Genomic DNA, 14,659 nt, shown 5'->3' on the forward strand with positions numbered 1-14,659 from the left:
ATGCAAGAAAGGACGACATCAATTGAAAAATATGTTCTATTATCTATTCTTCCCTTATATCGTATTGATGCGCATTTTGTACCGTTTTATTCAAACTAAGGGTCGGATGACTGTGGCGATGTGTCTCGTTTCATATCCCATATGGTCTCTATTTTTATTCGACCTCATTCAATGGTCGACCGCAATCGAATTTGTCATCATTATGTACGTATCAAGCGCTTTATATGTCCCTTATTTCTTCTTTGACACAGACGTGAAGCGAAGACGACCGAACGGATATATCCCAATCGAGGAGCGACATCGTTAAATCCAATCTATTTCATTCAAATAGTCTAGAAGCTGTTGATTTGTGATTTCATCTTGTCTCAACAGCGCTTCTCCTTGCGCTACTCGCTGATCTTCCGGGAAATAGAGTTGTAGAATCGCCAAGCTCGCTTCTACAGTCGTCGCAAAACTCTCGTCCTTCACGTTGATCGTTAAATACCAACCTCGGATGACGCGCTTCACGATGGAGCGTTTCTCCAGATGAGACATCTGTCCACGAAGCAATTTCGACTTGGCTGCTTTAATTGAAGAAATCAAGTCCTGGTTCAACGCCTCACTCACACGAACATCCGGCTTCATGCGCGAGAATTGAATCGAGACATCTTCCCCGTCCACACATGTACAAAGATGTCTTAGCCAAAAGCCCCATTCAAAACGATTCGCCGGATCCAGTGCCACATCGAGACGCCCGATGTCATAATCGATTTTAATGACTTCCGGATGTTGCGTTAGCAATCGCTCCGTCTGCTCCACCAATTCTGTCGTATCGACATCCTCATGCACGAGCACCGTCAAATCTAGATCCGATTGCCCAGCAACAGCTGTCCCGCGACCGATGCTTCCATAAAGATATATGCTGTGTAGCTGTTCATCGAATGCTTCTTTCACCAATTCGATTGCTTTGAAAAGGACACTTTCAAACTCAGGCTGCACATGACGGATGGACGTCTGGTTGATGACATAACCCGCATCGTCCGTACCAAGTCGGGTCGGCCGTTTCATAGATACGTACCGACTCGTTGAAATGTAGTAAACGTCATGATGTATCGAACTCCTTTTTTTTTTAGTTTATGCATGTCGGATTTGAAATACCACGGTTCCCCCTTTCAAACAGGTTATATTTGGAAGTATAATGAAGACGTAGAAAGGGAGGTATGTGTATATGAACGTCATCATGGTCTCATTATTCGGACTCATCTTCACGATTTTGCCAATCGTTGTACTAATCATCGGTATTTTGTGGATTCGTAATGTCGTGGCACGTTCTGAGAAACGAGCAGACGAGCAACTCTTTATGGAACGTGAACGTTCGAAGCAGATACAAGTATTAATCGAACGTCTCGACCACATCGAACAACAATTAGATTCGAACACAAAACGCAGCTGACTTCGGTTAGCTGCGTTTCGTCTTATGTCGAGCAAGATTTGCGTACGTCACATGTTCCGGGTCAATTTGCTTCATCCGCTGATCAACGTGTCTAGACATCAGGGCCGTGACGAACATGACCAGGAGTGGAACAGTCGATAAGCTAAATGATTCGGTTAGGATGATCGTAGTTGCAATTCCGATCAATATGCAGACGACAACCAGCGCAAGAATGAACTCCGACCAAACTATACGTTGATATTCCATCGCTTCATTGAAACGAAGCAACATTCGGGTACGTCTCCACATATGAACCATCAAAAGAGATGGAATGAGTAAAAGGATTCCCAAGAGAACTTGAATGAGAGAGAACTCTTCAAACCACCACATCATCCATCCCCCTAACAAAAGAATGAGCGATAACGTGACATTAATACGGTTCGTAAGTAGGCGAGCCTTAGTTATTTCTCGTAAACGCTGATCGTGCGACATCGTGTCCCCCTCCTTTTCATTTGATTAAAAATCAATTTGTACTGAAAAAATTTCATCTATTCTCTTTTACTAGCTCGCAATCACTCTCACTGTTAAAAGTCACTCCATCGCTTTCATAAAACGGGTCTGAATGATACTGGTGAAGATAGATTTATCAAAGATGAGGGACGACCGTATTCCATCGATTCGTCGATGAACGTCTCTAATGTGCGCACGTTTTCCGTTACCACTTTGACGAGGTAACTGTACTGCCCGGCTAAGCGATGACATTCGATCACGGACGGCTGTTGACGACAAAATTCACGGAACGCCTCACAACGATGGGTGTCATAAAGAATAAAGGCGATCACGTGTTTGTCCATCTTTTCAGGATTGATGACAGCCCGATAGCCTGTGATGACTCCACGTTCTTCGAGTCGCTTCACCCGTTCTGTCGCAGCAGGCGTAGACAATCCAATTTGTCGTCCTAATTCGGTCATCGAGATCCGGGCTTGTTGTTGCATCAATTCAAGAATATGGCGGTCTATTTCATCCATTTGGCATTCACCTTTCAAAATAAAGTGAAACGGTACATAATCCGTTCTCTCTTAAGTCATTCGCTGAAACTTCCGTCAAACCTCTATGTATCTATATTCCTCCGTTGCATACACTTGAAGTAACCAATTCAAGGGGGAGTCAACATGCAAACGACAGTCGTTCCATTACTCATCATCGATGTCCAACAAGCCTTTCATGATCCAATCTGGGGAAACCACAACAATCCAAAATGCGAAGAGAATATCGCACGGTTGATTGAAGCGTGGGAACATCATGATCAACCAATCATCTATGTCCAACATGTCACGAACGTTCCGACCTCACTCTTCTATTTCAAAAAAGATGGTCATTTGTTCCAAGACTTCATTCAACCTCGTGAACAAGATGTCATCTTAACGAAACAGGTGAATAGCGCCTTCATCGGAACAGACTTACAGGAACGACTCGAATCACTTGGTGCGACACAGATTGTCATCACCGGATTAATCACGAACCATTGTGTCGAGACGACCGCACGGATGGCAGGAAACTTGGGATTCAATCCGATTGTTGTCTCCGATGCGACGGCAACGTTCGACCGACAATCGATCAGCGGGACATGGATCCCTGCAGAGGTCATCCATGATGTGTCGCTCGCTAGTCTAAATGAAGAATTTGCATCGATTCAAACGACGGAAACAATACTCCAATTCATTCAACAAAAAGAAGTACAGCCCTTCTCATGAAGGCTGTACTTTTTTGATGTCATCCTGCTTGATCTTGAAGGGTGGCATGAGATGTGAGAAAGGAACTTTTTCTAAAGTACACACTTGAAACGAGTAACGTCAACGCTCCAATCAGATAAAGTAGAATAGGGTTGAGCCAGTCCGCGAACATCCCGCCAAACAAATAGCCGAAAGGTGCCAACATTCCTTGAAGCGCATATACGACCGTCAACGTCCGCCCCAAGTATTCAGATTGAATTTGACGTTGAAGAAGTGTCTGAAACTGAATGCCCATCATGCCGATTGCAATCCAAGCTATCCCAAAACTGATCAATGTCACACTAACGTTTCGATTCAACCAAATTGCCGATACACACCAAGCAAGCCCACCGATTCCTGTCGCAAAAACGAAACTCCAACGTAATGAGCGATTGCCGTAGCGAGTGGACAAACCGCTCCCGAGTAACGTCCCGACCGAAATCGCGGCAAGCCACAAACCATACATTTCCTCAGTCGTAGCGAGAATCGGGAGTACACCAAGTGAAATCGAAACCATGAAGTTGAGACACGTGAACACAACAATCAACGTTCGGAACGAACCGAGTTTCCAAACATATCGAAACCCGACTTTCAAATCAGTCAGATACGTCACATCCTCTGATGTACGAGTCACCGTCTCATTGATTCGAAGGAAGAAGCCGATGACCGCAAATAAAAAGAGGTATAGAACTGCATTACTCATATACATGAGACCGACACCAATAAGCGCTAGCAAAAATCCCGCAATCGCATTACACAACAAATCGAGACTATGATGCGTGAACGTGAACCATGCGTTCACTTTCTGTAAGTCCGATTCTCGCACGAGTGACGGAACAAGTGCATATTCTGTAGGATAACTCAGCTCGCTCGCCAGCGTCGCGATGAACAATCCTGCGATGACAAACCCAACGCTTAACTCACCAAACGCATATAAACTCGCCAGAACAATCAAGACCATCGCTTGGATCGCCATGGCCACAAGCAACAATTTCTTTTTTGAATAACGATCAATGAGTGGTCCATAAAACACTTGGAATACAACGGGTATCATCGCCGCAAACGTAGTGACGCCTATCCAAAATGAAGCATCCGTTGTCTCTTTGACGTACCAGACCGATGCCAAAAAATAAAAACTGTCCGCAAAATTTGCGATAACACGCACTACTAACAAAACCAATACATTTCGATTCATTTTATCCGCTCCTCATTTGATTTGTCGATGTCATGACAGACAAATCAGAGGGCGGTCCACGTATGCAAGGTTATATGTCGTTCAAGTAATGGTACATGGTATTCTCCTTATCCAATATGTTTCGAGTGTCTTTAATCTAAATGACCAACTTTCCCCCGACTATATAGTCGATACGTCACATGACATGCATCGACTTGCTTCAATTTGCGGTCAAGGCTCTCGGATGCGACGATACCAAATAAAACGAGACTACAAGCTAACAGCAATCCCGAAGCGTAACCTTCTCTAAATAAAATCATCATACTCAAGAGTGTAAATAGTACAATCATTCCAAAACCCATAGCAAACTTATACCAGACAAGCCGTCGATATCGCACGCTTTCGTTAAATGTTAATAGAACATTTGTCTGAAACACAAGCTTGATACAAGCTGTGACCGGAAATAAGATGATGAACCAAGTCATTTCGGCTAACCGTTGATCATCGTTCCAGTAAAACAGAACACCACTGAAGACAATCAAGAGCCCTACTTGAATCGCAAGACGGGTCGAGCGTTTTGCAGATGCATACATATGGTTGAAGCGCTGTTTCGTTTCACTCATCCACTCACCTCACGACATGACTTTTCGTGTCATCTGTTTCCAGTGTACCAACGCATTCGCAAACCAAATGATTGTTAGTAGCGGAAACATGACGTTCATCCAGTTCGAACGTTCTATGTAGAACAAAGGAATCGCAAGAAAGAGAGCCAAACTCAATATGCCTGCTCCAAGATACATGACGAATAACAATCGATGATTGGATTTCATCGTGAATCTTCTGCACTCAAAACCGGATACTTCACTGAGTTTTTCACGAGCTTGTCTTCAATTGCTTTCGAGACATCGATTCCAGCAGCGTGAGCGAACGTCAACGCGTAAATCAACACGTCAGCAAGCTCCTCTTCCATCTCCATCTTTTTCGTCTCAAGCGCTTCTTCACTCGAGATCCACTGAAATACTTCAAGTAACTCACTCGCCTCGAGCGACAAGGAAAGTGCCAAGTCTTTCGGGTTATGATGGAACGCCCAGTCGCGCTCATCTCGGAATTTAATAACCTCATCCATTAATCGTTGTACTTCGTTCATATACTCCACATCCTCACTTTTCATATTTAATCATGTTCCCCACAGTAAAAATTCCACGTCTTACATACTCTTGAATCAATCGAATGGAAACCTCTTCTGATAACTCCTCTAATTCAAGAACTTGTTTCAATTCCTCATGAAATGAAATCAGCGTCGGTATTTTGTTTTCAAACTTATACGCCTTCTCGAGTCGAATCAGAAAAAATGAAACATCATGTCTCTTTTCGATCGGAAAGTCATGCTTTAATAAGACATATTCTAATTCAGTTTTTAACTGATTATGTAGTGTTGAATCTTGCTCAATCACTCGAAGTAGAAGGGATTGAAGCATTTCAACTTGAGATTCTAACTCGAACATACGTGTTTGCATCTCTTCAAATTGCTTATCCATTGAATAGAGTCACTCCCCTTCACTAATTCGTCCTACATTCTATTTTACCAAAAGATGTAACTTTAATGTGTGTTCATCTTCCTCTTAAGCCCTTCTCTGTAAAATGTTATACTCCAACTAAAAAGGGAGGGATTCGGTGCTTACTTTCCAAAACGTCTCGGTACGCCAGCAAGACACACTCATTCTCGAAAACATTTCATTTACGATCCAACCAGGTGAGTTGGCGGCTATCCACTGTGGCGTCATTTCCCGAGAAATCATCTTCGGTCTCATCAGTCAGGAAATCATGACATTTACCGGGAACATCGACCACGCTTCAACGCTGTCCCTCTTCTCCATCCGGGACGGTTTATACGACCGGCTCACCATCGAGGAGTTTTTACGCTTCACCAAGCGTCTTTATGATTCATCCGAATCAGTCGAATCGGTGATGCAGCAACTCCAACTCACGACTTACCGCAAGCACCGCCTCCACCGTCTCAATCGCTCCCTTGTCAGACGCACGCAGTACGCCGCGCTGCTTCTCCAAGACCGTGACCTGTATGTGTTTGAAGAACCCGACCAAGACGTGGACCAAGAGACACGCCACCTTTTACGCGATGCGTTACAGACATTGACGTCGAGACAAAAAGCCGTCCTCGTGTTGACGAGCAACATGGAGAGTGCGCTCTTCATGACATCGACCGTTTATCGGATTGATCATCGTCACTTGCGCCTGTTAGATGTGGAACCGGAAGATGCAGGTGATTCGAAAATTTCATCTGAGATTATCCACGTCCGTTTCGAGAAGATTCCAACGAAAGTGAACGAAAAAATCATCTTACTCGATCCTCCTGAAATCGACTTCATCGAAAGTCAGGACGGCCAGTCGATTCTACATAGTCAATCGGATCAGTTCCCGAGCGTCTTCACGATGAACGAGCTCGAGACGCGTTTGACCCCGTATGGTTTCTTCCGCTGCCATCGGTCATATCTTGTGAACTTACAACGTGTGCGCGAAGTCATCACCTATACGAAAAATAGCTTCAGTCTTGTCTTGGATGATTCAGAGAAGACAACGATTCCGTTATCCAAGACAAAAATGGCAGAATTGAAGACGATGATGGGTCTCAAATAGTCTCCATTCATAGTTCATATCGCTTCGTTCACCTCATGATAAGCGCCATTTATCGCCATTTCAGTGCGGTCTTCCCCTATTCCTTATACGATAGAGGCAAGCAAGACGACATCGACGAGGAGGAACGGGAATGGAACCAATCATTCAAGTGCACGGGTTAAAGAAATTGTTTGGGAACGAGGAAGCGTTACATGATGTGACGTTTACAGTCGGAAAAGGGGAAGTGTTCGGCTTCTTGGGACCGAGTGGCTCAGGAAAGACGACAACGATAAAAATTTTGACGTCACAACTCGCACAGACAGCCGGTGATGCTACCGTCTTCGGTGTGCCGGTCGCTGACTTGAAACAAGAACAGTACCGTAAACGCATAGGCGTATTGACGGACAATAGCGGTCTGTATACACGACTTTCTATAGAAGAGAACTTGAGCTTATATTGTGACCTCTATGATGAACCGAAGACCCGGATCGATGAGGTATTGAACATGGTCAACCTCAGCGGGGAACGGAAGAAGCGCATCGACAAACTCTCTAGAGGGATGTTGCAACGAGTGACGCTCGCACGTGCCCTTCTTCATGAGCCAGAGTTACTGTTTCTAGATGAACCGACATCGGCTCTCGACCCGGTCAACTCTCGACATATCTATAAAGGGATTGAACGGTTGAAGGCAAACGGAACGACCATCTTTCTGACGACACACGATATGCAAGAAGCCGAAGAGCTGTGTGATCGTGTCGCTTTCTTACATCAAGGGTCGATTCAACTGCTTGATGCCCCGAACGTATTGCGCAGGAAATATGCGACTGGTTCGATGCGAGTCGAATTGAACAACGGTCAGACGCATGAAGTGACACAAACCGACGAAGGCGCAGACTGGCTCCATAAACAGATGCGTGCTAAAAATATCGCATCGATCCATTCCAATGAGCCGACACTCGGCGACATCTTTATCGAAGTGACAGGGAGGAAATTATCATGACTTTTTCATTGAAACGCGCACTCGCCATTTTCCAAAAAGACTACAAGGATTTGTCACGAAACTTATTCGTCTCGTCGACCTTGGTCATGCCGCTCTTCTTCGCTGTCTTTTATTCGCGAATCGGTGACGTTGGCGTCGATATCACGTACTTCGTCATCAACATCACCTTCAGCCTCGTCGCGATCTTTGTGCAGTGTGCATTGATTGCCGAAGAGAAAGAGAAGAACACGCTTCGCGGGCTCATGTTGTCCCCAGCGAGCACGCTCGACATCTTGCTCGGAAAGAGCGCTCTCACATTCGTGACGACGATGATCCTCATCGTAGCCTCGTCATTTTTGATGGATTATGCTCCACAAAATCTGGCTGTGATCGCTCTCGCGCTCATCGTCTCGACATTCTTTTATATCGGGATCGGAACGATGTTCGGCTTGATGTCGAAGACGGTCATGGAAGCTTCATTGATTGTCATGTTGCCGTTCTTTTTCTTCTCGTTCTCACCGATGTTGTTGCCACTACAAGACCGTTTCGCCATCATCGGAGTGCTCGAGTATTTACCGAACGTGCTCTTGATTGACGTGGCTCATCAAGTGGAAGATGGTGCGAACTTTGGTGCCGTCGGGCTAGAGCTCGGGTTGCTCACTGCGTGGGCGCTTGCCTCATTCGTCGGTAGCGTCGTGATGTATAACCGGAAACAGACGGATTGAACAAAGACGGAGCGACGAATAGAATCGTCGCTCCTTCCTTTCATATATACTTCGTACACCAATCAGACTTACGACACTCAATCTTTTTTCGTCAGCAAATTAGTAAGTGTTTTTCTCACTTCTGGATTTTTTGCTAATGCTAATGCGGCACCACTGACTCCTGCTACAATTGATGCTCCCATCCATTTCTTGAACTCCGAATCTTTTTGAAATGACTTATCTACCATGCGTTCAATACGATCATTGAGTTTGTCTCTAGTTTCATCCGATAGGTTGTCTTCTTTAAGTTGCTCGGAAAAGACATCAATCGCTCTATCAATTGTACCGTACACTTTATCTTGCGATTTTGAACCGACTCCCCCCATATTGCTAACGGCATTTATGACGTCTGGGGTATGCTTTAAAATCATTTCGTATTGTTTAAAAGGGATGTCATTCATATCCTGTTCATCTCCCATAAGCTGTTTTGCAGATTGAACAATTTCTCCTTTTTCACTCATCACTCTACCTCCTAGTGTAATCTCAGTTCAATGATATGATACCCAATATTCGACAAACAGGAATACTGATAATAACGATATGACAACTTTCAACTTTACATGTTATACAAACGGTAATGCCTCTTCATGTTCTGTATTTGCATTGAGTAAGCCACGATTATGGAACGTCGAACTTAAATCTGCATAATGCGTTGTGATCGGCAGTCTTGTTTTCAATAGCGAGTGGACGTGCATGAACGATAAGCGATAGACATCCGTCAAAATGGCTTCAAACGGCAAGGTCGTTGTTTGTTGTACGACTTTAAGCGGTTTTGCCATCCCGACACGCGCATGAGGATTCGTCGAGAGAAGATAACCCATGCGCTCTTTTGTATAACTGAGTCCCTGCGAAGTTTTCCACCCTTTTTCATGAATCGCCATCCGTCGATTGATATTCTTCAAAATTTCCACGTAGTCGAATTGAATTTCACGCGGAGATAGAAGTGAATCAATAAGAGTCACATCTTCACGCCCAAATCCATCTCGATGGAACGTGATATGCTTAGGGGCATGTCCGTACTGTTCTTCAAATGCATGTAATGTATCATAGACAATCTCTCTCATCGTCTCAGAACTGATTTTCTCCCCCGCTTCACTTGTCGAGAGTGCTTTCTGCTTGATCATCGCCCCGTCTTTCCCAATGATTTGAATGATGCCTGCTGCATGTTTACCATTCTCATGACTTACGTCTAATCCGACAAAACAATCCGAATGGAGTGGCTCACCAAGAATCCAAGGTTGTAGACCTGCCTTCACGTAAATCCCCAGTAGAATGTTGTATAGCGTATCCTCAGAGTTTAATACACGGTCATGTAGCTCGACGCATTGCGTCACAACATCATGTTTCCCGCCAAATTGCCTTTTGATGGCTTGATATGAATGCTGGAGCGATGCTTCCTCGGCGATGACAACGACGACACCTTCAAAATGTTGAGGGACACTCTTCAGTTGGTATAGAATATCTTCTGCTTGCAACAAATCAGAAGGTAGTTTCTGGCTCAATCCTTTTGGTTTATGCGAGACATTGAGGGTCACCCCAAAACGCTCAGAGGTAGTTTTTAGTTTATTGATAAACTCTAGGACTTGCAGTTTTTGCTGATCTCGTAATTTCGGGTCGACAAAGAAACTGACGGTCGCCTCTCCTGTTTCAAACACACCACCTTGCTTTAAGCCAGTTTTTGCATAACTCGTGGTCTTCCCTTTACCGAATCGGAGACGTGGCGAAGGCAACGTTTGAATTGAGTAACCAAGACGAGCTGCTCGTACATCTTGTCGCTCAAACTGAAGCATTGGAAGACGACCAATCAACTTAAGCGCTTCCGGCATAAGTTTCGACATCCGTTCTTCAGGCGACAGTTTGATGATCCGATTGACTGCACCGAATTGATGAGTGGGAATCGTATCAAATGAACAACTCTGTTTCAGTTGCTCAGGTAAGTAGATAAGGATCTGATTATTTCGATCTTTGACGTGTACGACGAGCGCGTCGGGTGCGATGACTCGTTTCGGGTCTTTCTTTGCGAAATAATCAATGATCGAACACTTCATAATCGGGCTCACTTCATTCGCTCGGTATGGTGCGACCTCTACAAATTCGTACTCATACGATTTCGGGTGAGTCGAATCGATGACACGCATCCCTGCAGATACGGATTTCGGATCACGCTTAATCTGCTGCAATAAGTTTTCACGGTATTCAAATTGATGAGTCAAATCGAATCCGAATACAATTTCAGCCGTCTCAGATACATTCACATTGAGATCTAATGCCGGATAAATGAGCAGCCCACTTGTAGACTTTGGATGCGCCTGTTTCGAGCGGAACTTTCCACGGTTCATCATGTAATTTGGATGAGCCAATCGCTCCAACTGTTTTTTCAACAGACGTTCAAGTAATGTTCGCTCGACATTCCGTGATGGACTGATCGGACGCGCCTCATATTGAAGAAACGTCTCGTCTCCCCATTGTTTGATTTCCTCAAATGAAGCAATGTACTGATCGAAAAACACCATCGGTTGAAAATTGTTCAATTTATTCAAGTGAAAAATCAACTTCCCACCCTGCGTATTTCGTGATGATGGATTTTTGAGCGGTACGGTATAGAGATGGAGTGTCACTTCCGTTGCTTTCGTTAATGCTCGCCATTCTGTTAAATAATATTGATTCATCTTTCCCTCATCCTTCCCCGTTGTTCAATTCTTGCATCCACTATAACGAATTTCCTAATATTAGGTAGATAAAATAACGAATAGGGTTCAAATGAGAAGTTTACTTATGAGACAAAAAAAGAAGCCCGTCAATCCGATGGGCTTCCCATAATTAATTCGCTTCATAGCTTTTCTCGATGTAAGGCTTCGCTTTTTCAAAATCTTCGTAAGAATATAAGACAATCTCTAAATCTCCAGTTCCATAGTGACCAATCCCTCGCATATCTCTCGTAAAGCCAGGTTCGAGTGCTACGGTATCTGGGTCTACTTTCACATACATCAAAATTTTTTGGGTGCTTGGGTGAAACTCCACACATGCGAAGTTTTTAATACGCTTATATGCAATATAGTGCTTCGTCACATTTTCCTGCACGTCATCACCTAGTGCTATAAGATATGAAACGAGACCATCAAATAAGTCTCTTGATTCTTCCGTTGCTTGTTTCAAGTAGTCGCTGACCGTCTTACTTGTCACAGAGAACTCCGTTGAAGTCGTGATAGGCTTTGCTGTCGTTGCGTTGACGAGATCAAGTAGCAACAGATCATTCTCATAGTATTTGTATTGATACAATTCGATATTGCGATTGATTTGTTTAACAGCGTGCTCATCATACTTCGTGAAGCCACCGGCGATACAGACGAGACGTGGATTACTCCAATCAATTGTGTCGGACACGCCTTTCCCGTACTGCTTCAAAATTGACAACTCGAACTCCGCTTGGTGGTCGAGTAACCAGTCCAAATAGAACAATCCTTGATTAATCACATTTTCGTTTGTCGACCGCTTGTATTCAATAATAACAGGTGAATTGTTCTCATCTAAACCCAGCGTATCAATCCGGCCACCGTGTGTACGACCCGTGCTGTACTCAGAAGCGACAAAACGAATACCAAGCAACTGCTCTAAATTTTTTTCAAACAATTGTTGGAGCGATTTCTCAATGGTCATCGACTGGCCATATAATTCTTTCGTACCTTGTGCGCTTATTTGAAATAGTTTAAGGTCCCCCATTTTTATTCTCCTTTTACACTTCCAACAGCTGATCAGCTAACAAAAGTGAGTATTCATTTGTAGTATGAAGAACTACTTCATGTAACGCCCTCGTTAGAGAAACATATAACCGTCGAGCTTCCTGAGGCGTATCAAAGTAGTTCATTTCATCCACGTCCATCATCAATACTGCATCGAATTCCATTCCCCGCAAGTAATCGATTGTCGAGATGACAATCTCGTCACTGACTTTTGCAGTTTCCGATTGAATGAGTTGCGTCGGCAACTGTAACTTTGAATGCAAGAAAGACGCACGCTCCATCGTTGGTGTGATGATACAAATTGAATATTCTTCTTTACCCCATCGAGATAGCAACTCTTTTAATTCACGACTCTTTTTTGATCTTAATAGTTCAATCGGCTTCCCGTCCCTTTCAAATGGATCGATCCAACTCGTATCATGTCCAGTATCAGCCAATACCCCTTTAGCTAAATCAACAATAGGTTTCGCTGTACGGAACGTTTTTGTTAAGTACTCGATCTTCCAATTTGATTGTCCGTGCTCTTTAATCGGTTCCCAAGAAATCATTTCGAGCGAACGATAGCTTTGGAGTGTGTCACCAAATATCGTCATCCCGTGACACAACTTCTCGAGTACGAAAATGTCTAGCGGTCGAAGCGTCTGTCCCTCATCGACAAACAGATGACTCCATTTATCTGGATACCCATTTGTTTCATAGTGCAGATACATCCAAAAGAAACGATCAAGTTGTGTTGGTCGCTTTAATTTATGCCACATCTCTAACAATTCTTCTGACTGGGTTTTCTTGAGATAAACAAGACGACCTGGTTGCTTCATAATCGACCAAACCGTCGCAGCCTCTAGCTTGGTCGTCTTCTTCCAAAAGTCGATTAATTGAAGATGCTCTCGCTTTTCACGTGCCAATTGACGCTTCATATTTTCTTGCATAATCTGATCAAGCGTACGAGTTTTCGTCGAATCTAAATCTCCGCTCCATCTCTGCATATCCGTAATTAACTCATTCTTGTACTTCTCTTTATTCAAAATAGCTGTTCGTTCAGACTCACTGCGCAGCAACTGTAAAATTTGCTCTGTTTGAGCAGGACCTGGCCGTTCTTGTCCAAACCAAATGGCTAACGCACGCTCATGTAAATCTTCTAGCGTCTTAATCGGCTCATACCGTCGAAGCAACACAGCAACATCGTCATACCACTCCTCAATTGCCGCATCAGCCCACTCGAATAAGTCGTGTCCTTGATATAACGGAAGAAGTTCTTGAACGATACTTGCGGAGAAGTCTTTAGACGATACAGTCTTTAACCATTCATCAAATGCCATTGTAGAAACTGATTGAATTTGTAAATGCTCCGCATCCTTCAACAGTTGATGAATCGTCGCTTCGTTCGGAGCTAAATAAAGCATCTTTCGGCGTTCATCTTGATACTGCAAATAAGACATACGATGTAGCGCCGTTAACGATTTCCCAGTTCCCGCCGCCCCTTGGACAATCATATATGTATTCACGGGTGCCTGGATAATGTGGTTTTGTTCGGCTTGCCGTGTTGCAATGAATCCATCAATAGAACGATCTTTTTGCTTCTTCGTCAACTCTTTCTCCATAAAACTCTCTTGTGGTACATCAGGTACCGTCGACGGCTTTTTAAATGTCGATTTGATTTGCCCGGTAAATCGTTTTGTCAGTGAGCTCGGTTTCCGTTTTGGAGCACGACAATGATTTGCCTGAACGACGCGTCGCTGTCTTCGATCAAGCTCGAGCTGTGTCATCCCGATGATGTCACCACCTGGCGTCTCAATCGCCTCCCCGTTAAACATGGACGCACGCATCGCCATCTCACTCCGCCAATCTAAGACGAGCGGGATCTCAGGTGAACGAGGGTGCGCCACTCCGAACTTCCCAACCGGATAAATCTCTTCTTCACCTTCGTCCTCAATTATGAATGTGAACGAATACAGCTCTTTCAGGGCATCTTCATACTTTTGGCGTTCCTGTGCGCTTTCCGATTGACGTGAATGTCCTCGCATGTCAATCATTTCATAGTCGCTTGATTCAAGACCTGGTTTGTCCCCTGCCGTCTTCCCATTTAGATGAGACTCGATCACCATACAAAAGTTATCAAGTCGTTGCTGTTCATTTTCTAAAATCACTTTCATAATCTGCACTCCCACATTATTATATATCCTCA

The 14,659-nt window shown here is 44.1% G+C and carries 18 protein-coding genes; 6 read left to right on the top strand and 12 right to left on the bottom strand.

The annotated features are described in order from the left end of the window. Positions 1-22: 22 nt before the first annotated feature. On the top strand, positions 23-307 hold the full coding sequence (locus tag KNO61_RS15995; RefSeq protein ID WP_214873890.1) for a hypothetical protein: 285 nt from the start codon (positions 23-25) through the stop codon (positions 305-307). Here KNO61_RS15995 and KNO61_RS16000 read toward each other — a convergent pair. Further along, a complete protein-coding gene (locus KNO61_RS16000) occupies positions 304-1,047 on the bottom strand; it encodes a nucleotidyltransferase domain-containing protein (protein WP_214873893.1) in 744 nt (247 codons plus the stop codon). The genes KNO61_RS15995 and KNO61_RS16000 overlap by 4 nt on opposite strands. Before the next feature lie 160 nt (positions 1,048-1,207). Here KNO61_RS16000 and KNO61_RS16005 point away from each other — a divergent pair, with 160 nt between their 5' ends. Next, positions 1,208-1,432 (top strand): hypothetical protein, encoded by a 225-nt coding sequence (locus tag KNO61_RS16005; protein ID WP_074034783.1) that lies wholly within the window; start codon positions 1,208-1,210, stop codon positions 1,430-1,432. 6 nt (positions 1,433-1,438) lie between these two features. On the opposite strand, the gene KNO61_RS16010 is transcribed toward KNO61_RS16005, so the two are convergent. Together KNO61_RS16010 and KNO61_RS16015 are read right to left on the bottom strand one after the other, a co-directional pair. Continuing rightward, on the bottom strand, positions 1,439-1,903 hold the full coding sequence (locus KNO61_RS16010; protein ID WP_214731863.1) for a hypothetical protein: 465 nt from the start codon (positions 1,901-1,903) through the stop codon (positions 1,439-1,441). Between the two features lie 113 nt (positions 1,904-2,016). After that, entirely contained in the window at positions 2,017-2,439 is a 423-nt protein-coding gene (locus tag KNO61_RS16015; protein ID WP_214873895.1) for an Lrp/AsnC family transcriptional regulator, read from the bottom strand. A gap of 144 nt (positions 2,440-2,583) precedes the next feature. On the opposite strand from KNO61_RS16015, the gene KNO61_RS16020 reads away from it, so the two are divergent. After that, positions 2,584-3,165, top strand: coding sequence for a cysteine hydrolase family protein (locus tag KNO61_RS16020; protein ID WP_214731859.1), 582 nt, complete (start codon positions 2,584-2,586; stop codon positions 3,163-3,165). A gap of 19 nt (positions 3,166-3,184) precedes the next feature. On the opposite strand, the gene KNO61_RS16025 is transcribed toward KNO61_RS16020, so the two are convergent. The 5 genes from KNO61_RS16025 to KNO61_RS16045 form a co-directional block, all read right to left on the bottom strand. Beyond that, the gene (locus KNO61_RS16025) at positions 3,185-4,378 is read right to left on the bottom strand and encodes an MFS transporter (RefSeq protein WP_214731857.1); all 1,194 of its coding nucleotides are present in this window, start codon (positions 4,376-4,378) and stop codon (positions 3,185-3,187) included. Between the two features lie 131 nt (positions 4,379-4,509). Then, positions 4,510-4,980 (bottom strand): hypothetical protein, encoded by a 471-nt coding sequence (locus tag KNO61_RS16030; RefSeq protein ID WP_214873897.1) that lies wholly within the window; start codon positions 4,978-4,980, stop codon positions 4,510-4,512. Between the two features lie 9 nt (positions 4,981-4,989). Continuing rightward, the gene (locus KNO61_RS16035; protein ID WP_214731853.1) at positions 4,990-5,187 is read right to left on the bottom strand and encodes a hypothetical protein; all 198 of its coding nucleotides are present in this window, start codon (positions 5,185-5,187) and stop codon (positions 4,990-4,992) included. Continuing rightward, positions 5,184-5,504, bottom strand: coding sequence for a nucleotide pyrophosphohydrolase (locus KNO61_RS16040; RefSeq protein WP_214873900.1), 321 nt, complete (start codon positions 5,502-5,504; stop codon positions 5,184-5,186). The genes KNO61_RS16035 and KNO61_RS16040 overlap by 4 nt, the downstream gene beginning before the upstream one ends. 13 nt (positions 5,505-5,517) lie before the next feature. Continuing rightward, positions 5,518-5,895, bottom strand: coding sequence for a hypothetical protein (locus tag KNO61_RS16045; RefSeq protein ID WP_214873902.1), 378 nt, complete (start codon positions 5,893-5,895; stop codon positions 5,518-5,520). 136 nt (positions 5,896-6,031) lie between these two features. On the opposite strand from KNO61_RS16045, the gene KNO61_RS17525 reads away from it, so the two are divergent. The 3 genes from KNO61_RS17525 (at position 6,032) to KNO61_RS16060 (ending at position 8,695) form a co-directional block, all read left to right on the top strand. Further along, entirely contained in the window at positions 6,032-7,012 is a 981-nt protein-coding gene (locus KNO61_RS17525) for a LytTR family transcriptional regulator DNA-binding domain-containing protein (protein WP_214873904.1), read from the top strand. Between the two features lie 130 nt (positions 7,013-7,142). Beyond that, positions 7,143-7,991: an ABC transporter ATP-binding protein gene (locus KNO61_RS16055; RefSeq protein ID WP_214873906.1), complete on the top strand. Its 849-nt coding sequence runs from the start codon at positions 7,143-7,145 to the stop codon at positions 7,989-7,991. Beyond that, on the top strand, positions 7,988-8,695 hold the full coding sequence (locus tag KNO61_RS16060) for an ABC transporter permease (RefSeq protein ID WP_214689489.1): 708 nt from the start codon (positions 7,988-7,990) through the stop codon (positions 8,693-8,695). The genes KNO61_RS16055 and KNO61_RS16060 overlap by 4 nt, the downstream gene beginning before the upstream one ends. A 77-nt stretch (positions 8,696-8,772) precedes the next feature. On the opposite strand, the gene KNO61_RS16065 is transcribed toward KNO61_RS16060, so the two are convergent. The 4 genes from KNO61_RS16065 to KNO61_RS16080 all read right to left on the bottom strand — a co-directional run bounded on the left by KNO61_RS16065 (position 8,773) and on the right by KNO61_RS16080 (position 14,627). Further along, positions 8,773-9,195, bottom strand: coding sequence for a hypothetical protein (locus KNO61_RS16065; protein ID WP_214689491.1), 423 nt, complete (start codon positions 9,193-9,195; stop codon positions 8,773-8,775). Positions 9,196-9,297: 102 nt separating this feature from the next. Next, positions 9,298-11,403, bottom strand: a complete 2,106-nt coding sequence (locus tag KNO61_RS16070; RefSeq protein WP_214873908.1) for a Piwi domain-containing protein — start codon at positions 11,401-11,403, stop codon at positions 9,298-9,300. A gap of 151 nt (positions 11,404-11,554) precedes the next feature. Continuing rightward, on the bottom strand, positions 11,555-12,454 hold the full coding sequence (locus KNO61_RS16075; protein WP_214689506.1) for a DUF5655 domain-containing protein: 900 nt from the start codon (positions 12,452-12,454) through the stop codon (positions 11,555-11,557). Positions 12,455-12,467: 13 nt separating this feature from the next. After that, complete coding sequence (locus KNO61_RS16080) at positions 12,468-14,627, bottom strand: ATP-binding domain-containing protein (RefSeq protein WP_214873910.1); 2,160 nt, start codon at positions 14,625-14,627, stop codon at positions 12,468-12,470. Positions 14,628-14,659: the final 32 nt, after the last annotated feature.

The sequence above is a fragment of the Exiguobacterium sp. s140 genome, from assembly GCF_018617035.1.
In the GTDB taxonomy this organism is placed as follows: Bacteria; Bacillota; Bacilli; order Exiguobacteriales; family Exiguobacteriaceae; genus Exiguobacterium; species Exiguobacterium profundum.